This is a genomic window from Paenibacillus faecis (assembly GCF_008084145.1).
In the GTDB taxonomy this organism is placed as follows: domain Bacteria; phylum Bacillota; class Bacilli; order Paenibacillales; family Paenibacillaceae; genus Fontibacillus; species Fontibacillus faecis.
The window spans coordinates 293104-312918 of sequence record NZ_VSDO01000006.1 but is presented as its reverse complement, the minus strand read 5'-3'; the positions used below and the strand labels follow the sequence as shown (position 1 = coordinate 312918).

The window sequence follows — 19815 nt, the reverse complement described above, 5'->3', positions numbered from 1 at the left end:
ACGAGGAGGTTACATGATGACGAAGGAGATCCGAACGGTCTGTTACGACGCTGAATTGAACGTGGAAGCCTACCGGTTTGAGGGGATCATGCAGAAGTTTCCGCATCATTTTCATGACTATTACGTCTTTGGGATTATAGAGAAAGGACAGCGTTACCTGGAATGTAACCAACGGGAGTATATTATCCATCCCGGAGATATGATTATGTTTAATCCGAAGGATGTCCACACCTGTATGCAGGTTGATGGGGATGTGCTTGACTATCGCTGCATCAATATAAAGGTTGACCGCATGCGGGAACTGTCCCTCGATATATCGGGAAGGGAGGAGACGCCGGTGTTTGCCGGACCTGTGCTGCGCGGAACCGAGTTGGCTCCTTTGCTTAAGGAACTGCACCAACTAATCAGTGAGGGCGAAACGGATTTCATCAAGGAGGAATTGTTCTTTGTATTAATGGGACAGATCGTCCAGGAGTATTCGGAGGTTCGGGCAGAGCCTGCGCGCAGCGGGAGGACGGCCGAATTTCGCAGGGTGTGCGAATATATGGAGAGCCATTACCCGGAGAAAATAACACTGGATAAGCTTTGCGGCCTTGCCGGGCTTAGCAAATATCATTTTATTCGTTCATTTACCCGTGATCAGGGAATATCGCCGTACAACTACCTGGAGACGATTCGAATCGGCGCCGCCAAGAAACTCCTGGAACAAGGGATCGCTCCCTCGTTAGCCGCCTTGAAGACCGGATTCAGCGACCAGAGCCATTTGACTCACTTTTTCAAACGGTATATAGGTCTAACTCCCGGCCAATATATGAAAATCTTCCGTGAGGAAGCCGCATCTGTCCCTTTAAAGCGGAAGGATAACGTATGAGCGGCCGGCGTCGTACCACAACCGCGCATACGGCCGCTCTTTTGACCATTTTGATATGGGGCACTACATTTATTTCGACCAAGCTGATGCTGGGGGATTTTTTGCCGCAGGAAATCCTGCTGTTTCGCTTTTTGATCGGGTATGCCGTCCTCTGGGCGATTTACCCGAAGGTGATCTCATTGAGGCCGATCCGGGAGGAGCTGCTTTTCGCGGCAGCCGGGCTCACCGGGGTTACCCTCTATTTCCTACTGGAAAATATCGCATTAACTTACACGTTGGCTTCCAATGTCGGCATCATCGTGTCCGCAGCGCCGTTAATTACGGCCGTTCTAGCCCATTTTCTGTTGGGGGAGAAGTCGCTGCATCTACGCTTTTTGGCCGGTTTTGCGGTGGCTATGGCGGGAATTGTGATGATCTCCTTTAACGGAGCCAGCCAATTGGCGCTCAATCCGTTGGGTGATGTACTGGCCTTTCTTTCCAGCGTCATTTGGGGGATATACTCGATTCTGATGCGCAAAATCAGCTCGTTGGGTATTCCGGCCATTGGCTGTACACGCCGGGTCTTTTTTTACGGGTTGGTTTTCATGCTGCCGGTGTGCTTCTCGCCCGGATTTCATCTCGGCCTTTCGAGGTTTCAAGACAGTACCCAGCTATTTAACCTGTTGTTTCTCGGCTTGGGAGCTTCGGCACTGTGTTTTGTTACCTGGAACTGGAGCGTCGGCGTACTTGGGGCAGTGCGCACGAGCACCTACATTTTTCTGGTGCCGGCGGTAACCGTGATTGCGTCATTTTCCATTCTGCATGAGCCGATATCGGTGATCACGGCTTTAGGGATGATCCTTACGCTGGCAGGCTTGCTCTTATCCGACCGATCGATCCATCCGTTCGGGTTCAAGCGTTATAAAGCGAAATCCCGGGAGGCACACCGATCTTTGGACGAGCTTGGATAGGAGTTCCGATACTATTTCAATCTATATTCGGCAAACGGTTCGCTGTGGACGAATCGGCTGCTTATATCATTCAGCTTGCGCTCCAAATCCGTATCATAAGGAATGGACACGCTTTGCAGGCTGTCCTGCAATTGTTCCACCCGGGTGGCTCCGACAATCACGGTGGATACTGCCGGGCGGTTCATCAACCAGGCTAAAGACAAAGCGGTCGGGCTGATCTCTACTTCTTTAGCGATCTTTCCGATTTCGTTGCCGAGTTGGATTCGTTCATCCGTTAGAAATCTCGCAAAATTGGGGTCTGTATCCGCTCTTGATCCGGCAGGCGCCCGATCCGCAGCGTACTTACCGGTCAAAATTCCTCCTGCCAAAGGGAAATAAGGAATGATGCCGATTCCTTGGTCCAAACAAAGGGGAACCCATTCTTTTTCCGGGGTACGGTCGGCGAGGGAATAGCTGCATTGGAGGGAAATGTATTTCGATAACCGCAGCTGCTCGCTGACACTTAGCGCCTTCATCAGTTCCCAGGCTGCATAATTGGATGCCCCGATGTAGCGGACTTTACCCGAGGTAATCATATCGTCCAGAGCACGAAGGGTTTCCTCCAACGGTGTGAACGGATCGAAGGTATGTATCTGGTAAAGGTCGACATAATCGGTCCTCAGCCGGCGAAGACTTCCTTCCAACTCCTGCTGCAGGTGATAACGGGAGGAGCCCCTTTGGTTGGGGCCTTGGCCGGTGGGAAGTCCGGCTTTGGTCGCAAGAACAGCCTGTTGTCTTCTACCTTTAAGCGCTAGTCCGATGATTCGCTCGGATTCCGTTCCCGCGTAGATGTTGGCCGTATCGATGAAATTAATCCCGCTGTCCAGTGCGTAATGGACAATTCGAATGGAGGTGGGTTCGTCGGCGCGTTTGCCGAACGCATTCGTACCCAGGCCCAGTGCCGAGACTTGCAGCCCGCTGCTGCCGAGATGACGATAGTTCATGGTGATTCCTCCTCTTTTTATCACAATTAAGATTGTATCCATTATCGCAAAGGCTAGGGGAGTAATGCAACGGAACGCCGTATTCCTTAAGAACTACCCAGCTTCTTGCGAATTTAGTTTGTAAGATTCATTGCATGTATAAATGGAAGGAGTATAATGATCAGCAGGAAATTCCTGTAATTTATGGTGTCGACCCCTGATATTTTATTTGAAAGAGGATGTAGGATGAAGAAGAATTATATCGTATTAGGATTAACGGCCTTTTTATTGCTGGCGGGTTTTTCGTCAAGTTATGCGGCAACAAATGTAACGGAACCAACCCATTTCTCGTATGATCATCAGGACGAATGGGAATTTGTGTCAGGCAAGATGCAATCTCCAATCAATATTGTTACGTCCCAAGCCGTTAAGTATAAAGGTTCCGATTTGACGTTGAAGTATGATAAGGTAGGAACTTCGGTCGTTGATGACGGACACAGCATCCAAGTTGGCTTGCGCGGTACCGCGGAAATCGATGATCGCACGTTCTCCCTTAAGCAAGTTCATTTTCATGCCGTAAGCGAGCATACGATCAACGGCAAACACTTTCCGCTGGAAGGTCACTTCGTCCATGAAGCGCAAGACGGCCGAAAAGCGGTGATCGGAGTGATGTTTAAGGCTGGGAAGGCGAACACAGCGTTTCAACAAATTTTGGATGCGGCCAAGTCCAATGCGAGTGGGGAAAAGGGGATAAAGATCGATAAATTGGACATTCAAAAATTACTCCCCGCCAACCTGGGGTACTATCATTATTTGGGGTCTTTAACGACGCCGCCTTTAACCGAAAATGTGGAATGGTATATCCTGAAACAGCCGGTGGAACTATCCCAGAAGCAACTGGATGAGTTCTATCAATACTACGACGACAATCACCGCAACCTTCAGGAACTCAACGGCCGGACCGTTTTCATAAAATCGTAAATCAAGCCTTGGGGAAGGATGCACGTGATGTGCATCTTTTTTCTTTGGGGTTTTAGCGCTTTGAGCCCGAGAAGCGGGCGAAATAAAAAACCAGCTGATGGGTTCGTTATCATAAGAGTGTTCAAGCAAATTCCTGCAGATTTGCACTAGCGTTGCATTAAACTATTATGGTGCTGCCTATCCGCAATCTTTCTTGCTGCCTGTTATAATAGCGGCGTTTTGGGCCGTTATTTCGAGCCAATTTGCCTTTTCGGGAAAAATAGCGGCCAAAAAGGATCTTATTTCACTGATGCGAGTCCAAAAATCAGGTTTCAGCCCGCTTTTGCCTAAAATAAGGCCTCAAAAGACCGCTATTTCCCACCGAAGGGACGAATTCGACAAAATAACGCCGCAAATGGCCCTTATTCTGTGGTTATGATTTAGGGCGAAGGATTCGGCATATCACGTATCGTATCTGGAAATTGGTCAGCGATCGTGTCCTCAGGTTTCAGGGGTTGCCTTGGGCTCCCCATCAATATTCACTGCGTTTAAACGAAGAATGACCCCGACATAAAAATTCGACTTCCTCAATAAAGGAGGGTCGGATTTTTTGGCTTGTCCGCCGCCAATAGTATACAAATTGATACTATATCACATAAATGTGCGTACTGTTCACTTGCGAACCTATAGATTATACTGCCGATAACAACAAAAACTGCTGTAAACGCAAAGGAGAGAAAAAACATGACGAAAGAGACAATGAAAGCCGTAGGTCTTTATAAGTACTTGCCGATTGAGGATCCGGAAAGCCTGTTGGACGTGGAAGTGGAGAAGCCCGTGCCGGCGGGGAGAGATTTGCTCGTTAAGGTAAGGGCGATCTCCGTTAACCCGGTCGACTACAAGGTGCGTTCCCCGAAGAACCGCGAGGAGAGCGAGCCCAAAATTTTGGGCTGGGATGTCGCGGGCGTGGTGGAGCAGGTCGGTCCGGAAGTGACGTTGTTCCGTCCGGGTGACGAAGTCTTTTATGCCGGCAGCATTACCCGGCCCGGAGGGAACAGTGAGTTCCATCTGGTGGATGAACGGATTGTCGGCATGAAGCCGTCCAAACTGGATTTTGCCCAGGCTGCTGCATTGCCGTTAACGTCGATCACCGCTTGGGAAAGTTTGTACGACCGGCTTGGCATTTCCCGCAACAAAGGCGATAATGAAGGGAAGACGATTTTGATCATCGGTGCCGCCGGCGGTGTCGGATCGATTGCGACGCAGTTGGCGAAATATTCCGGTTTAACGGTCATCGGCACCGCTTCCCGGCCCGAATCGGCAGACTGGGTAACAGGACTTGGCGCGGACCATGTCATTAACCATTTTGAGGCCTTCCTTCCGCAGTTAAAGGCGGCGGGATGGGAGCAGGTCGACTATATTCTCTGCCTGAACAGCACCGAGAAACACTGGTCGAATATGGCGGAAGCGATCGCACCGCAAGGGAAGATTTGTTCCATCGTCGAAACGGATGAATTATTGAACCTGACCTTGTTAAAGAACAAAAGCGTTACGTTTGTTTGGGAATTGATGTTCACCCGGTCTACGTATCAAACCCCGGATATGATAGAACAGCATAACTTGTTAAATGAGATCGCCCGGCTTGTGGACGATGGAGTGCTTCGGACGACGACGAACGAAACGCTGACGCCGATTAACGCCGCGAATCTTCGCAAAGCGCATGCCATGCTGGAAACGGGCAGAACCGTCGGCAAGGTGGTTCTGGAAGGTTTTTAAATATGTTTTAGGAGCGAAAGAAATCATGAGAGACCGAAAGAGCGGATACGGATTTTGCCCCAATGATGAAGGCTGCCCGGTGGAATTCACGTTGGACGTGATCGGCGGCAAATGGAAGGGTGTGCTGCTGTATCATTTGATGTCCGGCCCGAAGCGATTTAATGAATTTCGCAAAATTTGCCCGTCCATTACTCAGCGCATGCTTACCCTGCAGCTTAGGGAGTTGGAGGAAGACGGTATCGTGCATCGCGAGGTCTATCATCAGGTCCCGCCCAAGGTGGAGTATTCTTTAACGAATTTCGGCCGGACCCTGACTCCGATCATTGCAGCAATGAGGGACTGGGGAGAGATCTACAAAAATTCGGTTCGCAGCTCGGCGGACCTTGAACCAGCCAATGCAAACGAATGATTTTGAAGTAAAGGCGGGGCATGCCATGGCGGGAGCAGCCTTATACCTGTCTGCGCGATACGATCTTTGCCCATCCTTCGATGGCTGAGACGCTGAATGACCTGCTCGCCAACATTTGAGAGATCCTATCAAAGTTCAATACCGCAAAGGCCGCCATGTCTGGCGGCTTTTTTTTCAAATGCACGTTTTTTTATTCCGCTTTATAAATTTGTTAGAAATAGGTCATATGCTGGTCTCCAGAGAACAAAGGAAAAGGATGGAGAAGCATGAATGACATTATTTTACAAACCAACCGATTATGTAAAAACTTCAAAGGACAAAGAGCGGTTCACAACGTATCCCTGACGATTCGGCGTAATACCGTTTACGGCCTGTTGGGTCCGAATGGGGCGGGAAAGTCGACTACGCTTAAAATGTTGACGGGAATGCTTAAACCCGGATCGGGCGAAATTCTGTTCGAGGGAAAACCTTGGGACCGCAAAGTTCTGCACCGGATTGGAGCGCTGATCGAGGCGCCTCCGCTTTATGAAAATTTGACGGCGAGGGAGAATCTGAAGGTACGGACCACACTCCTAGGTCTTCCGGATTCCCGGATCGATGAGGTCTTGGATATGGTCGATTTGACAAACACCGGACGCAAACGGTCCGGCCAGTTCTCCATGGGAATGAAGCAGCGCTTGGGTATCGCGATCGCCTTGCTGAACCATCCGAAGCTGCTCATCCTGGATGAACCGACGAACGGGCTGGATCCCATAGGAATCCAGGAACAGCGGGAGCTGATCCGTTCTTTTCCCGAACGCGGAATTACGGTCATTCTTTCAAGTCACATCCTCTCTGAAGTAGAACAGATTGCCGACGATATCGCGATCATGGCGGGGGGCGTACTGGCCTATCAGGAACCGGTTGTACCCGGCCAGCATCTGGAGGATCTGTTTATGGAGATTGCCAGAAAACACCGCAAGGAAGGGGTGTAAAGGATGCATCATTTTACAGCTGTTGTTCGGGCCGAGCATTTAAAGGTCAAACGAACGTTTACTCGGAAACTGGTCTACATCGCACCGTTGGTTACCCTGATGTTATGCGTCGTACTGATGGGGGGGCATTTCTTTCAAAGCGGAAGCTTCAATTGGTGGTACGCCATGATGCTGCCGGGAACTTTGGCTCTCCTGTGTATCGGCGTGCTGCAAAAGGATGCCCGGAAACTGCGATATCGTTCGATTCTAGCCCTGCCGTTGTCACCTTCTTTAACCTGGTTGGGAAAAATCGTGGAGGTCTCCAGGCTGTTTCTGATGTCTTCACTGTTCCTTTGGTTGATTCTTACGGCGGGGAGCATGGTATTTCCCGGGACGCTGTCGGCAATCACCAGCTTGATCGCCTGTCTCGTCATTTTCGTCACGTTTCTTTGGCAGATTCCGCTTTGGCTTTATCTTGTTGACCGGATCGGCGTATTCGTCACGTTCATCCTCAGCATGGTCGGTAATGTGGGATTGGGAATTATGTTGGCGACTTCCGATATGTGGTGGCTGGTTCCTTTTACGATTCCCGCCAGGCTGATGTGCCCGATCATCCAGGTATTGCCTAACGGCTTGCCGGTTCCGGAGGGGGATCCGCTGATGGACGGCAGCGTCATTTTGCCCGGATTGCTAATCTCGGTGGGGTTGTTTGTTCTGCTGTCCTTTATTACGGCAAAGGCTTTCGACGCCAAGGAGACGAGGTAACATGAGATTATATTTGCGTTATCTGCGTTCCGACCTGATCAAACTGCGCAGGCAGCCCTTATTGTGGATACATCTGGTCATGCCTCTGGTTGGAATCGCCGTGTTTCTGTCCTATTATGCGTTCAGTCCCTGGGCTTCACAATCCAAGGTTGAAGCCTACCTACAGGTCGTAGCCATTTCGCTTCCCACGATGATCGGGATCGTGTGTGCCTTTGCCGCCGACCAGGAGGCGAATGCGGGGAATTTTCAGATGCTCCTGACCTCGCCCGTCAAACCGCTGCCGTTCGTTAGCAAGATCAGTCTGCTTCTTCTGTTGGGGCTCGCAAGTGTAATGCTCGCTGCCGTCGGTTTCGGTTTCGGCTACATCTATATCCTCGGTTCAACCTTATATGATTTGACATTCTATGTTTGCGCGGGTGGGATTCTTTTTATAGGCAGTATTTTCCTGTACATTCTTCATTTAATAATTAGCCTTCGCTATGGGCGCGGGGCATCCATGGGGCTGGGGATCGTGGAAAGTCTGGTGGCGGCCCTGCTCCTGACGGGGTTGGGCGATTTCAATTGGATTTATGTACCTTGCGCCTGGTCAGCTCGATGGATCACGATTTGGGCGCAATATCCTTATGCCCGGCTTCAAGAGATTCCCCCGGAAATGCTGTTGAACAGAGGGGTCATCCACATCATCGCCGGGACAGCCATCATCGCGATTTTGTTTGGCGTTTGGCTTTACCGCTGGGAAGGGAAACGTTCGCTGGAGTAGGTCGTATCGCAGTTCCATATTATTACATCCGACAGCGGGAATGTTATATATAAGAACGGAATGCGTTCCTAGTATACTTGGAAGAGGGATATTTCATCATTCGAAAATATGCCTATTCTTTTTCTGGAGGATGAACATGAGTCATAATTTGTTCCGGGTTGGGGAGAGGGACCGTTTAACATGGATGAACGAACCGACAAGTTGGGAGTATACCGCAGATGGCGGGTTGTGTGTTCATGCACCGGCCAAAGCCGATTTTTTCAAGGATCCCGCGGGAAAACACGTGGTTCATTCAGCTCCGTTTTTGCATGTACCGGCCGAAACGTCCTTTCAGCTTACGACACAACTGCAGGTGGAGATGCATCATATTTATGATTCGGGATGTCTGATGTTAATGGTCGACGAGGACAATTGGGCCAAGCTTTGTTACGAATTCAACGGTGAACATGCCACCATCGTTTCCGTCGTAACCCAAAACGGATGCTCCGATGATTGCAATTCGGAACGGGTGACGGTAGAGAACCCCTTATTAAGAATCACGAAAAGGGAGAATACGGTTTCCTTTTTCTATTCGGCGAATGGGGAAGACTGGAAACTCATCCGTTACTTCGGGATGAAAGCCCCGGGCGGGTTTAAGGCGGGGGTCGTAGCCCAGTCCCCGATGGGAACGGGGTGCCGGGCCTGCTTCAAATATCTCAGCATGACCAAGCCGGACACCGACAGCAGATTTTAGACATTTGAAAAAAGATAAGCCGCCAATGAAGGCGGCTTTTTGGCTTTAATCCGATGATGCTACTATTGGCCCGGCAATTCAGGCGCTTCGCTTTCTATATCGCTTTCCGTCACCGGGGGTTGTTCCGGCTGCTGGTCAAGCTGTCCCGGCGGAATGTAAGGTTTGACAACCAGCACGCTTGCGGTGAAGGTATGCTCCCCGTAAGTGGCCGTCACGGAAGTCAGCCCCGGCTTGATGCCGATGAGATATCCGCGCTCGTCAACTTGAGCGATATCGGGATTGCCGATCGTAAACCGGGTTTCACCGTTCACGATGGACGTATGGCCCGTATCATCGGTAAATAAAGCAAGGACGTCCAATTCACTGTCGATCTCCAGAGAATAATCCTCCGAATCCAGATAGAAACGCCCGGCGGTTTGACCCGGGGTCTCGGAGACGGTCACCGGCAGCGTTGTTGTGTAACCGCCGAATTCGGCTACAATTTCCGTGGTCCCGACCGATAGACCGGTAACGAAGCCATCGGGGTCGACGGAGGCAATTTCCGGGTTGAGCGAAGTAAGGGTGGCCGTACCGGTGATATCCGCAGCGTTTCCGTCGGCATATACGGCCTGTACGACACTCGGCTTACGTTCGCCGATTTGCAGAGTCAGTTCCGGATTCGCAAACCGGATTTCTTTTACTTCCGCAGACGGCTCCTCCGTTTGACCCGATAATTTAACCAGCAGCATCCGTTGTTTATTGTTTTCGGTAACTTTGCCCGAGAGCATAAAACCGCCGTCATCGGTCATCGTTCCTGTACCCGAGCCGAGAAGTCCCGGTACCTCTAATCGCAAACTTCCTGTGAATTCTCCAGCCGCATCCAATTGATAGACTTGAAATTGACGGTGGTAATTCGGGTAATTCCCTGTAGTATATTGACCCAATAACGCGAACCCGTCGGAGGTGGAGGCGAGTTCTCCCAGAGCAAAGCTTCCCTCATCAACAGTAAAAGACTTCTCCCAAAGAACTTCACCATTGGTTGCTATATTAAGAACGAACACGGTCATTTTATCGTCTAGCCGCTTCGACCCTCCCACGAGATAAGTCCCGTCCGGCGCCAATTGGACGGCATTGGCCGAAATGCCGCTCCCCGGCAAGGTCTGCTTGCGGGTCCATTCAATCTCGCCCTCGCTGTCAAGCTTCACAATGAGGGAAGCGTCGGGGTGTTGTTCGGAGATAAACTCCTCCATTTGCCCGACCGCAAGAATTCCTCCGTCAGGTGTGATCAACAGATCATTAAAGTATTGAAAATCGCCCATCGGGTACTCCACGTCGGAGAAATGGTGTTGTTTTATCCAAACTTCATTCCCATGTTCATCGACTTTCATTAAATAGGCCCACGCCGCTGCCGATGGGTTGATATTATAGCCGGTAACAACAAACCCGTGATCCGGGGTTTCCACGACGCTATCCACATATCCGGAGACTCGATAGTGATTTACCCATTCGAGGTTCCCTTGATCGTCCAACTTTGCCAAAACCGGAACATTGTGCGGCCGGGAACTGCGGTCCGTCGCTGATCCGCCGACGAAGTAACCGCCGTCTTGCGTAGGGATCACTTCTTTCAGCGAGAAGTCATATACATACGAATCCTCTTCGTCAATCCACACGGTTTGCTCCCACTGCTGGTTGCCATTTTCATCCACTTTTACAACATATCCTTTTTGTACGGCTTCGGAGTCGGAGGACCTAACTTCGTCGATATCCCCAACGGCGACGTAACCTCCGTCCGAAGTTGCCGCGACCGCATTGCCTGTGGATCGTGCGAAGCTATGGCCATACGTCGAACTCCATTCTACTTTCGGTGTGAGCGGCTGATCGGGAGATGCGGCCGCGCTGCTTGACCCGGCCCAACCGGTCCAAGACAGAGCGGAGCATAGCATTACTGCCGCAAATCTTTTCGTCAATGACGACATTCGCATTTCTCCTCTCTCAAATGGGGTTGTCAAGGAACTTACCCTTCTATTATCCAGGAAGGCGGAGGGAGAAAACACCCGCTAAACTCCCTAATTCTATCATGCTATGAAATGGTTATTAAGTGGTAGAAATCGAGTTTCAATGCATCAAAGGGAGGGGGACGGAAGAGTGGGGATCGGCGATTTGGGAATAGGAAAAAAGTGGCTTTTATGTTAAACTGTCTAAAATAAATTTAAGGAGATTTCTATAATGAAAAAAACGACCTATCGCCTGCGTCGTCCTACCATGGATGACGCCCAGGCCGTTTGCGATCTGGTGGCCGCCTGCGATACCGAAGACCTGGGGGCCCCCGACATCGTACTTGCCGATGTTTTGGACATGTGGTCCGGATTTGATCTCGACAAGCAGGTTTGGGTTGTCGAGGATACGGAATCCAAGCTGACCGGATACGCTTTTCTCGAGGAAGACAGCGAAGAGAAGCTGTTCAGCTACGGCTGCGTGAGGCCCTCCGTACGCGGCCGCGGAATCGGTTCGATGCTTGTGGAGGCGCTTGAATCGCATGCTGCCGAACTACGGAGGGAATCCGGGGTTCCCAAGCGTCTGCAAAGCATGATTCCCACGCTATGCGGGGATGCCGTCCGGTTATTTGAGAGCAGGGGGTTCGCACCGGTACGGTACTTTAAACGGATGGGGATCCGGCTTGACGCCGAACCGGCGCCGGCGAACTTCCCGGACGGATTCACCGTCGGGCCATACGTGAAGGGGGCCGACGAACGAGCGGTCTACGAAGCTTATATCGAATCTTTCGCGGATCATTGGGACTTTGCGGAACCGTCTTTTGAGAAATGGGTGGAGAAGACACAGCTGCCGACCTTCAACGAACAGTGGTGGATGATCGCTCGGGATTCGGAGGGAAGCGTAGCGGGATTTGCGCTCGCCCGTATGCGCGATGACTTGTTATTCATTGAGAAGATCGGCGTTCGCCGCCCGTTCCGCGGCCGCGGTCTTGCGCTCGCGCTGCTGCACACCGTGTTTGCGGCCTCCTACCGCGCGGGCCAGCCGCTTGTCTCGCTAGGCGTGGATGCCGCCAATCCTTCGGGAGCCTATCGTCTCTATGAAAAGGCCGGCATGAAACCGGAACATGAAATCAGCATCTACGAAAAGACTCTGAGCTAGACAAACCGGTACCGGAAAATTTTGGTTTGTTTACGAGCTTCGCGACGATAACCATCAAGTGCATGAACTGTCTGTCGTCGGCGAAGAGCTTTAAGATTGTGGACGAATGGGCCGAAAAACCATAGACAAAGTAAAAATATCGGCTAAAACATGCCGGAATTCGTGATCGAGCCGCGGAGTTCCTGGACATCCAGCATAGGCGGCCGTCCGTACATTCGGGCGTATTCCCGGCTGAACTGGGAAGGACTCTCGTAGCCGACACGAAAAGCCGCGTCGGAGGCTTGCACGTTTTCCGTCAGCATGAGACGCCGAGCTTCCTGCAGGCGTACCGTTTTCTGATATTGCAACGGACTCATCGCCGTGACGCGTTTAAAATGTTTATGGAACGCCGAGGGGCTCATGTTGACGGACTTTGCCAGCTGCTCGATCATGAGCGGGCGGTTGAATTCCCGATTAATCACTTGAATCGCTTGAGCGATATGATACGCATGACTGCCGATGACCGCAAATTGTTGGATGAGAGCGCCTTGCTCGCTTTGCAGCACCCGATACAGAATTTCACGGGTAATCAGCGGGGCTAGAACAGGGATATCCTGTGGCGTATCCAATAACTGCAAGAGACGCACAAGCGCTTCCAGCAGGCCGGGAGAGGGTTGATTCACGGTAATGCCGCGGGATGCCGCAGGAATGGACACCGGTGGATTCATGTTTTTCACAATATCCAAAATAACGTCGACATCAAAGCTGAGCTTGAGGCTTAAATAAGGGGTTTCGGGGGATGCTTCGACAATTCGGCCCACAATCGGCAATTCAACGGACGTAACGAGATAGGAAGAAGCATCGTAACGGTAAATCTCATCGGCCAGTAGGGCCGTTTTCGCTCCTTGGGCCACGACGCAAATGGACGGTTTATACACCGATTCCAACGGCTGATCCGACGGTTGCGTGGCGTGCATGAGCATCAATGAGGGGACGGCAGTGCGATGCGTTCCGGTCGACGAAGCGTGCCGACTTATCAAGGAAGCCATTTGGTGCAGCGTTTGCTCCATGCGCATAACTTCAACCATGTCGACAACCTCCTTTCCGGGAAACATGTCATTTATTATTATATTATCGTCTCGGAAGAGAATTAGGCAAGGATTGGACAGCAATGTTCTAACGGGTTGAAGCCATAGCTTCTTATAATGAACTTACGAGGTCGAACTTTAGGATCGGATCGGCCAATTCATTATAAAGGAGCAAACCATATGAGTTTGAATGAAAAAGTTGCAATCGTCACAGGGGCCTCTAGGGGCATTGGGTGCCAGGTGGCCATCCAATTGGCCCAAGCCGGGGCAAAAGTGATTGTCCATTATTCCTCCAGCCCGGCTCAAGCGAACGAGGTGGTGGATACGATTGTGCAAGCCGGTGGAGAAGCCTTGGCTGTACGCGCCGATGTGAGCAAGGTGATGGAAGTGGAGGATTTGTTTACGAGGACACTCGAGCGTTTCGGCCGTGTGGATATTCTGATCAATAACGCTGGCATCATGGAGCGCAGATCGATTGAGGACGTCACGGAAGAGATGTTTGACCAGCACTTTTCGGTTAATGTAAAAGGAACGTATTTCGCTTGCCAACAAGCCATGAAACATATGGCGAGAGGCGGCTCGATCATTAATTTCTCAACTTCCGTGTCGGGAGCGATGCTCCCGGAGTACAGCGTATACGCGGCAACGAAAGGGGCCGTCGAACAGTTAACCCGCCAGTTGGCCAAAGAGTTCGGTCCCAAAGATATCATCATAAATTGCCTTGCTCCCGGTCAAGTGGCCACCGAGTTGTTCCTGAACGGCAAATCGGAGGAACTGATCGATTCGTACCGCCGAATGAACGCCTTCGGACGGCTTGGCGAACCGCAGGACATCGCGAATGCGGTCGAAATGCTCGTCAGCGGCAACGCCCGCTGGATTACCGGGCAGACGATCAGGGTTAACGGCGGATTTAACTAAACTGGAAGGGCAAGTTGTCGGGAAGAAAGGGCTTATTTTTAAGCCCTTTTTTTGTTACGGCTTTAGCCAGTTGGACTGGCGAAGCGTGCGAAACCACCTGCTATGCGGGTGGTATAGTGATGCTTATAGCCAGAAACCAACTGATGGGGTCGGTTATAGGGTGTTCAAGCTATGATGTATAACGAAAGGAAAAGGTAGCTTAATGGCTAATCGAAGTGATATGTCACCTACAAAGGGGCGCCTAGTGTGCTTCTAGGCTTCGAACTACAAAAAGATGCAGATCTGCAGGTATTTAAGCCGATTCCCGAGGGAATGCGAAAAAAGATGCAAATCTGCAGGCATTTCCAGCGTTTTTAGAGAAACGAGCCGTTTTCGTCGAAAATTCCTGCAGATTTGCAGGTATTTGGAAATTTCGAGTCCAAACAGGAAAAAAGCATGCAGATATGCAGGAATTTTATGTTATCAAGGTTGTCTGACGGAGGGACTAGTAATAATGCACCCCTTCAGGGGTAGGCAAATGCAGCAACGGCATAGTAGCTTGAACGTAGTGAAAGCAAGCGCCTTTAGACGCGAGCCGGTAATAAAGGCTTATAGCCTTAGAGCAAACCACCCGTTCACACGGGTGGTTTTTGTTGCTGGAACAATTAGTAATGAACCTCGTAACTGCCCGCTATGTACAAAGGAATGGCAACCCGTTAACGAATGGCGGTCTTTTCTTAGTGTGTGATTTGTTCATTTGTAACCATTTGATTTTACATATGTAAATATTATATAAAACAAATGAACACAACTTTTTGACATATGTAAATCAAGGTGTTAATCTAGATTAAGAACCAGGAATATTGTGGAAACCGGGTGGTGCTCGATACGTACAATGTCCAGGTTGGTTGTCTAGTAGGGCACTAGCTGAGAAGGAGGTTTGCAGACATGAACGTCGTTGATGAGATGATTTACGCTGTTCCGGAGTTAAACCGAAATTTTACTCATTATCAGGAACTTAGCGGAGGGCTTTGCAACCAAACATTTAAGGTGTATACGAAACAACGCACGTATGTGTTACGATTGAACAGCCGGCAGAACGAATATTTGAATCTCACGCGCCATTCCGAAGTAGAAGTCATGCGGAAGGCCTGCCGGAAGGGGATAGCCCCCGAAGTGATATTCGCTGATGACCCGCAGCGCTTTGTAGTCACCAACTACATCGACGGCCGAATGCTCGAGAAGAGTGATCTTAATAACAACGCGATCAAGAACATGATTATGGATCGTTTAAAGATTATACATAGCATGGAAGGGGTGGATCGGACTTGTACGCCATACGACCTGATTTTTGGCTATCTGAAGGGTGCAGATCTATTGGGGGTCAAATATCCGAGCGGACTGCTGCAAATTCTCGATCGCATTGAAAAGATAGCCCATATGCGCAGTAATGACAAAACATATAATAACAAGTTCTGTCATAACGATTCTTTTCTATGTAATATGATTCTTACGGGAGAACAGCTCCAAATTATTGATTGGGAATTGTCGGGCATCGGTGATATATTTTTTGAATTGACCCTGATTCCGTTTTCGAATCAATTTAGCGAGGCGGAAGAGCGTGAGTGGCTTGCGCTTTATTTCGGTTTTTTTGAGGGAGAGACTTTCCGTATTTTTCAGGAAATGAAATTTGTGGCGATGGTCCGTGAAGTGGCTTGGGGTCTTTTTTACAGCGGGCTCACCAAAGATGATCCTGACCGTAATTTTGATTATTACAAATTTGCCGAATCTTGCATTCAACGAATTGAAGAGGGGATTTATCATCTTTAAATCTAAGGAGTGAGGGTCGATTGAAGAGAGGCTTAAAGTGGTTTATATGGATAACATTGGCGGCCATTTTAGGTGGAATTGTGCTAAATTTCTATTTAAATTATTTTACCATCGCTTATGCATTAATAGGTGTACTCATCCTTGTATTTTCGGGGTGGGGGGCCGTTGTAAAATCAAAAAACGATGTGAACAGCCATATGGATCAAATGCGACGGAACTCATCCCAGATAGATGACATAGAACGTTTTACGAGATAATCTCCGATATTATTTCTGCATATTAACATGACAGGGGAAACGAAATGGCGGAATCGTATCTTATTCGAGGAAAAAAACTGCATGTGGAGCTATTTGGCAAACGGCATTCGCCGGCGGTGCTGTTTTTGCACGGAGGTCCCGGAGAAAGCTGTTACGAGTTTGTCTATCACCAAGCCGAAAAACTGGCATCCGAACTCTTCGTCGTCGCCATCGATCAACGGGGAGTGTGCCGCTCGGAAAGAATAGGGGACGACGAGCCTTTTGGCTTGAAGGATCTTATCGATGATTGCGTAGAACTCAGGGAGCAACTCGGTATCGCGAGATGGTCGGTGCTCGGCCATTCCTTCGGCGGTTATTTGGCTTTAATCTACGCAATTACCTACCCGGAATCCGTTGCGAAAGTGATTTTTGAATGTCCGACATTCGATTTTGGTTGGACCGCAAAGAGCCTGTTAACGAAAGCGGCCGCGCTTTTCGAAAAAATGGGCGATGAGGCGCGCAGCGTCCGATGTCTGCAATTGGCTGCGGGGTCTCTCCCTGCAAAGGAACTTTTTGACCAATATCTTCAATTGGGGGATGACCTTGGCGAGCAAAAAGAGCTCATTTATTCCGAACAGGAGGTGTCGACGGATTATTCGCTATACACCGAGAACGAATGGGATCAATTTGACGAGAATACGGAAATCCATCTTAGCCGCCTGCGGGAGGAAGGGAAGATTTTCGATTCCGTTGTGCCCCTGATTTCCCGGTTGACCGTACCGTCGCTCCTCATTTTGGGTGAAAACGATCCGGTCACTTGTGAGCGCCATGTTCGTGCATATCGTGCGGCTCCTCGAGGAAAAATCAAAATTTTCGAAGACTGCGGGCATACGCCGCACAAGGAACGCCCCGAATTGTATAAGAATGTGGTCATCGACTACATATGTTCCGATAGCGATCCCTATTGATATGACATGCATCCCTGAAGGAGAAGTTCCTTTATTGGGATGCATTTTTCATTTTGTTAAGGCGCATTTTTGCTGGAAAAATATCGCATAATACTCACGTTAATCCAAAAGATGGAGGAATGGTTGATGGATAGCGTGATGCTGGCCCGATCCTTGTTCGGATCATCGATGGCCTTTCATATTATTTTTGCCACTCTGGGGGTAGGGCTGCCTTTCATGATCGTCATGGCGGAAATCGTTTATCAAATCAAAAAAGACCGCGACTACGCCATCATGGCGAAGCGCTGGACGAAATGCCAGGCCATTTTGCTGGGGGTGGGGATTCCGTCCGGGACGATGGTCGGCGTCATGCTATCGCTTTTATGGCCGGGTTTTATGGAGATCGTCGGCCAGGTGATCGCGCTGCCCTTCCAAATCGAAATCTGGGCTTTTTTGCTGGAAGCCCTATTCATGTCGATTTACGTCTATGCCGCAGACCGTCTTCCCCCGGCGCTAAGGATTGCTAGCGTGACGTTCGTCGCATTGGGGGCCAGCGCGTCGGCCGTGCTGATCACCGATGCTCACGCCTGGATGAACACCCCGCAAGGCTTCCGGTTGGAGAACGGAAAGGTGGTCGATATCGACCCGTGGGCTGCGGTTTTTAACCCCAGCCTGCCTACGACGGCGACGCACGTGCTGGTCTCGGCTTACGTACTGGGCGCGTTCGCGGTCGTATCCGTGGCGGCCGCCAAGCTGCTCGGACGCAAACGCCCGGAGCGAGAACGGCAGTACCATCGCAAAGGCCTGGTCCTATCGCTGGCCATCGGAGGCGTTATGTCTCTGCTGACGGCGCTTAACGGGCATGAAACCGCGCAAATGCTGCACCATTACCAGCCGGAAAAGCTGGCCGCCGCCGAAGGTTTATTCGAAACGCAGGCGTTCGCTCCGCTGGCGATCGGCGGTTTCACCGATAAGGAGAGCCGGACGATCCGGGGGGCGATCGAAATTCCGTGGGCGCTTAGCTTCCTGGCGGGGAACCGGTTTGACACCGTGGTCAAAGGGTTAAACGACTTTCCCGTGGAAGAGTGGCCGCCTCTGTTCGTTCACACGCTTTTTAATCTGATGGTAGGTATCGGTTCTCTGCTCATCTTGGTTTCGATCGGTTCGCTCGTCTTCCGGTTCGTTAAGAAGAAGGAGTTTCCGCGCTGGCTGCTGGGAGGACTGATATGCACCGGGCCGCTCGCTTTGATCGGGATCGAGACCGGTTGGATATTCAGTTGCACGGGGCGCCAGCCCTGGACGATTTACCATATCCAGTCGACCGCGTCCGCGGCCACCCAGTCGGAGAATCTCGGCATCCTATTTGTTCTTTTTATCGGGCTCTTTGTGTTTATGCTGGTCGTCACCGCTTTGGTGCTGCGTTATCATTTCAGGCGTCATCCGGTGACCCCGGAGATGCTGGAAGCCGGCTAGGGAGGAAGGGGTTGAAGAAGGTATGCACGATTCCACGATAGCGATTTCCATCCTATGGGGATTTCTGTTCATTTATTCGATTATGGGTTCCATCGATTTCGGCGCCGGATTCTGGTCGATGGTCTTCAGCAAAAAAAATCCGCAGGCCGCGAGCCTCGCCAATCGCTTTTTGTCGCCGTCCTGGGAAGTGACCAACGTATTTCTGGTGCTGCTGGTCGTGGCTTTGGTCGGCTTTTTCCCGCGGGCCGCCTATTTGCTCGGAACGCTGCTGCTGGTCCCCGTCAGCCTTGTGCTGGTGCTGCTGCTGTTCCGCAGTTCGTTTATGGTTTACGCTTACTCCGTGCAGCGGAAGGTTCGGAGCTTGCGGCTCGTATCGGGGATTACCGGGGTACTGATTCCGGGACTGCTCGTCAGCGTTCTGCCGATCACGCTAGGGGGCTTTATTCATAGCGAGGGCGGTTATCCGCAGCTTAGATATGCCGAACTGCTGGCGAGTCCTTCCCTGTACGCTTATTTGGGCTTTGGCATCGCGACCGAGCTGTTCTTGTCCGCGCTGTTCCTTTCCGACTTCTCCCGGCAAGCCGGGGATGAGTCGACTTACCGGCATTACCGGACGCTCGCCGTGTACGCGGGACCGCTTGCGATGCTGCTCGCCGTCGTGGCGACCTTCACCATGAATGAGGAAGCAAGGTGGATGGTGAATCGGATGAGAGAGCAGGGGGGCTGGTTCATGCTGTCGGCCGCCGCTTTTCTCGCCGGTTATGTCTCTCTCTGGATCAAGCGGAAAGGTCGGCTTGGGTGGCCTCGTCTAGCGTTTATTTTCGTGGTGATTCAGTTTGCGCTGGCGAGTTATGCTTATGGCAAAGCGCATATGCCGTACATCGTATATCCGTATCTGACCGTGGACGAAGGAATTACCAACCACCCGATGTTTATTTCCCTGCTTTGGGGGTACGCCGTAGGGACCGTAATTTTACTGCCGGTGTTCGTGTTGTTCTGGTGGCTGTTCCTGAAGGATAAACGGTACTTGCAGGCGGAGTAGTTGTCACTGTGGTCATTTCATACTAAAAGGAGTTCACCATTGGCGAACTCCT

18 protein-coding genes are annotated in these 19815 nt (G+C 50.7%); 15 read left to right on the top strand and 3 right to left on the bottom strand.

The genetic code is table 11. From position 1 onward, the window contains the following. Positions 1 to 16: 16 nt before the first annotated feature. Together FRY98_RS26645 and FRY98_RS26640 are read left to right on the top strand one after the other, a co-directional pair. Entirely contained in the window at positions 17 to 871 is an 855-nt protein-coding gene (locus FRY98_RS26645; RefSeq protein WP_148457978.1) for an AraC family ligand binding domain-containing protein, read from the top strand. Then, positions 868 to 1821: a DMT family transporter gene (locus tag FRY98_RS26640; RefSeq protein WP_148457740.1), complete on the top strand. Its 954-nt coding sequence runs from the start codon at positions 868 to 870 to the stop codon at positions 1819 to 1821. The genes FRY98_RS26645 and FRY98_RS26640 overlap by 4 nt, the downstream gene beginning before the upstream one ends. Before the next feature lie 11 nt (positions 1822 to 1832). Here FRY98_RS26640 and FRY98_RS26635 read toward each other — a convergent pair whose 3' ends face one another. Next, positions 1833 to 2804, bottom strand: coding sequence for an aldo/keto reductase (locus FRY98_RS26635; RefSeq protein ID WP_148457739.1), 972 nt, complete (start codon positions 2802 to 2804; stop codon positions 1833 to 1835). A gap of 225 nt (positions 2805 to 3029) precedes the next feature. Between FRY98_RS26635 and FRY98_RS26630 the strand changes: the two genes are divergently transcribed. The 7 genes from FRY98_RS26630 (at position 3030) to FRY98_RS26600 (ending at position 9139) form a co-directional block, all read left to right on the top strand. Continuing rightward, entirely contained in the window at positions 3030 to 3764 is a 735-nt protein-coding gene (locus FRY98_RS26630; RefSeq protein ID WP_148457738.1) for a carbonic anhydrase, read from the top strand. 723 nt (positions 3765 to 4487) lie between these two features. Continuing rightward, positions 4488 to 5519: a zinc-binding alcohol dehydrogenase family protein gene (locus tag FRY98_RS26625; RefSeq protein ID WP_148457737.1), complete on the top strand. Its 1032-nt coding sequence runs from the start codon at positions 4488 to 4490 to the stop codon at positions 5517 to 5519. A 25-nt stretch (positions 5520 to 5544) separates the two neighbouring features. Next, positions 5545 to 5928 carry a winged helix-turn-helix transcriptional regulator gene (locus tag FRY98_RS26620; protein WP_148457736.1) on the top strand — a complete coding sequence of 128 codons (384 nt, stop codon included), beginning with the start codon at positions 5545 to 5547 and terminating at the stop codon, positions 5926 to 5928. 266 nt (positions 5929 to 6194) lie between these two features. After that, the gene (locus tag FRY98_RS26615) at positions 6195 to 6902 is read left to right on the top strand and encodes a lantibiotic protection ABC transporter ATP-binding protein (RefSeq protein WP_148457735.1); all 708 of its coding nucleotides are present in this window, start codon (positions 6195 to 6197) and stop codon (positions 6900 to 6902) included. A 3-nt stretch (positions 6903 to 6905) separates the two neighbouring features. Continuing rightward, positions 6906 to 7646 carry a lantibiotic immunity ABC transporter MutE/EpiE family permease subunit gene (locus FRY98_RS26610; RefSeq protein ID WP_148457734.1) on the top strand — a complete coding sequence of 247 codons (741 nt, stop codon included), beginning with the start codon at positions 6906 to 6908 and terminating at the stop codon, positions 7644 to 7646. A gap of 1 nt (position 7647) precedes the next feature. Then, positions 7648 to 8406, top strand: coding sequence for a lantibiotic immunity ABC transporter MutG family permease subunit (locus FRY98_RS26605; RefSeq protein ID WP_148457733.1), 759 nt, complete (start codon positions 7648 to 7650; stop codon positions 8404 to 8406). 136 nt (positions 8407 to 8542) lie between these two features. Next, positions 8543 to 9139, top strand: a complete 597-nt coding sequence (locus FRY98_RS26600; protein ID WP_148457732.1) for a DUF1349 domain-containing protein — start codon at positions 8543 to 8545, stop codon at positions 9137 to 9139. Between the two features lie 62 nt (positions 9140 to 9201). Here the strand turns inward: FRY98_RS26600 and FRY98_RS26595 are convergent, their stop codons facing one another. After that, positions 9202 to 11094 (bottom strand): Ig-like domain-containing protein, encoded by a 1893-nt coding sequence (locus tag FRY98_RS26595; RefSeq protein ID WP_170287198.1) that lies wholly within the window; start codon positions 11092 to 11094, stop codon positions 9202 to 9204. A 250-nt stretch (positions 11095 to 11344) separates the two neighbouring features. Between FRY98_RS26595 and FRY98_RS26590 the strand changes: the two genes are divergently transcribed. Then, the gene (locus FRY98_RS26590) at positions 11345 to 12271 is read left to right on the top strand and encodes a GNAT family N-acetyltransferase (protein ID WP_148457730.1); all 927 of its coding nucleotides are present in this window, start codon (positions 11345 to 11347) and stop codon (positions 12269 to 12271) included. 143 nt (positions 12272 to 12414) lie between these two features. Here FRY98_RS26590 and FRY98_RS26585 read toward each other — a convergent pair whose 3' ends face one another. Further along, entirely contained in the window at positions 12415 to 13338 is a 924-nt protein-coding gene (locus FRY98_RS26585; protein ID WP_148457729.1) for an AraC family transcriptional regulator, read from the bottom strand. A 180-nt stretch (positions 13339 to 13518) separates the two neighbouring features. Between FRY98_RS26585 and FRY98_RS26580 the strand changes: the two genes are divergently transcribed. The 5 genes from FRY98_RS26580 to FRY98_RS26555 all read left to right on the top strand — a co-directional run bounded on the left by FRY98_RS26580 (position 13519) and on the right by FRY98_RS26555 (position 19763). Then, positions 13519 to 14256, top strand: coding sequence for an SDR family oxidoreductase (locus tag FRY98_RS26580; protein ID WP_148457728.1), 738 nt, complete (start codon positions 13519 to 13521; stop codon positions 14254 to 14256). Positions 14257 to 15183: 927 nt separating this feature from the next. After that, positions 15184 to 16065 carry a choline/ethanolamine kinase family protein gene (locus FRY98_RS26575; RefSeq protein WP_148457727.1) on the top strand — a complete coding sequence of 294 codons (882 nt, stop codon included), beginning with the start codon at positions 15184 to 15186 and terminating at the stop codon, positions 16063 to 16065. Between the two features lie 301 nt (positions 16066 to 16366). Continuing rightward, positions 16367 to 17269 (top strand): alpha/beta fold hydrolase, encoded by a 903-nt coding sequence (locus tag FRY98_RS26565; protein ID WP_148457725.1) that lies wholly within the window; start codon positions 16367 to 16369, stop codon positions 17267 to 17269. 126 nt (positions 17270 to 17395) lie between these two features. Next, entirely contained in the window at positions 17396 to 18721 is a 1326-nt protein-coding gene (locus tag FRY98_RS26560) for a cytochrome ubiquinol oxidase subunit I (RefSeq protein ID WP_148457724.1), read from the top strand. Between the two features lie 22 nt (positions 18722 to 18743). Then, positions 18744 to 19763 (top strand): cytochrome d ubiquinol oxidase subunit II, encoded by a 1020-nt coding sequence (locus tag FRY98_RS26555; RefSeq protein WP_148457723.1) that lies wholly within the window; start codon positions 18744 to 18746, stop codon positions 19761 to 19763. Positions 19764 to 19815 lie beyond the last annotated feature (52 nt).

Coding starts and splice junctions, on each gene's coding strand:
- FRY98_RS26600 (WP_148457732.1), top strand. CDS start 8,543: ATGAGTCATAATTTGTTCCGGGTTGGGGAGAGGGACCGTTTAACATGG.
- FRY98_RS26560 (WP_148457724.1), top strand. CDS start 17,396: ATGGATAGCGTGATGCTGGCCCGATCCTTGTTCGGATCATCGATGGCC.
- FRY98_RS26635 (WP_148457739.1), bottom strand. CDS start 2,804: ATGAACTATCGTCATCTCGGCAGCAGCGGGCTGCAAGTCTCGGCACTG.
- FRY98_RS26575 (WP_148457727.1), top strand. CDS start 15,184: ATGAACGTCGTTGATGAGATGATTTACGCTGTTCCGGAGTTAAACCGA.
- FRY98_RS26620 (WP_148457736.1), top strand. CDS start 5,545: ATGAGAGACCGAAAGAGCGGATACGGATTTTGCCCCAATGATGAAGGC.
- FRY98_RS26590 (WP_148457730.1), top strand. CDS start 11,345: ATGAAAAAAACGACCTATCGCCTGCGTCGTCCTACCATGGATGACGCC.
- FRY98_RS26645 (WP_148457978.1), top strand. CDS start 17: ATGACGAAGGAGATCCGAACGGTCTGTTACGACGCTGAATTGAACGTG.
- FRY98_RS26630 (WP_148457738.1), top strand. CDS start 3,030: ATGAAGAAGAATTATATCGTATTAGGATTAACGGCCTTTTTATTGCTG.
- FRY98_RS26580 (WP_148457728.1), top strand. CDS start 13,519: ATGAGTTTGAATGAAAAAGTTGCAATCGTCACAGGGGCCTCTAGGGGC.
- FRY98_RS26555 (WP_148457723.1), top strand. CDS start 18,744: ATGCACGATTCCACGATAGCGATTTCCATCCTATGGGGATTTCTGTTC.
- FRY98_RS26640 (WP_148457740.1), top strand. CDS start 868: ATGAGCGGCCGGCGTCGTACCACAACCGCGCATACGGCCGCTCTTTTG.
- FRY98_RS26610 (WP_148457734.1), top strand. CDS start 6,906: ATGCATCATTTTACAGCTGTTGTTCGGGCCGAGCATTTAAAGGTCAAA.
- FRY98_RS26625 (WP_148457737.1), top strand. CDS start 4,488: ATGACGAAAGAGACAATGAAAGCCGTAGGTCTTTATAAGTACTTGCCG.
- FRY98_RS26565 (WP_148457725.1), top strand. CDS start 16,367: ATGGCGGAATCGTATCTTATTCGAGGAAAAAAACTGCATGTGGAGCTA.
- FRY98_RS26615 (WP_148457735.1), top strand. CDS start 6,195: ATGAATGACATTATTTTACAAACCAACCGATTATGTAAAAACTTCAAA.
- FRY98_RS26585 (WP_148457729.1), bottom strand. CDS start 13,338: ATGGTTGAAGTTATGCGCATGGAGCAAACGCTGCACCAAATGGCTTCC.
- FRY98_RS26605 (WP_148457733.1), top strand. CDS start 7,648: ATGAGATTATATTTGCGTTATCTGCGTTCCGACCTGATCAAACTGCGC.
- FRY98_RS26595 (WP_170287198.1), bottom strand. CDS start 11,094: ATGTCGTCATTGACGAAAAGATTTGCGGCAGTAATGCTATGCTCCGCT.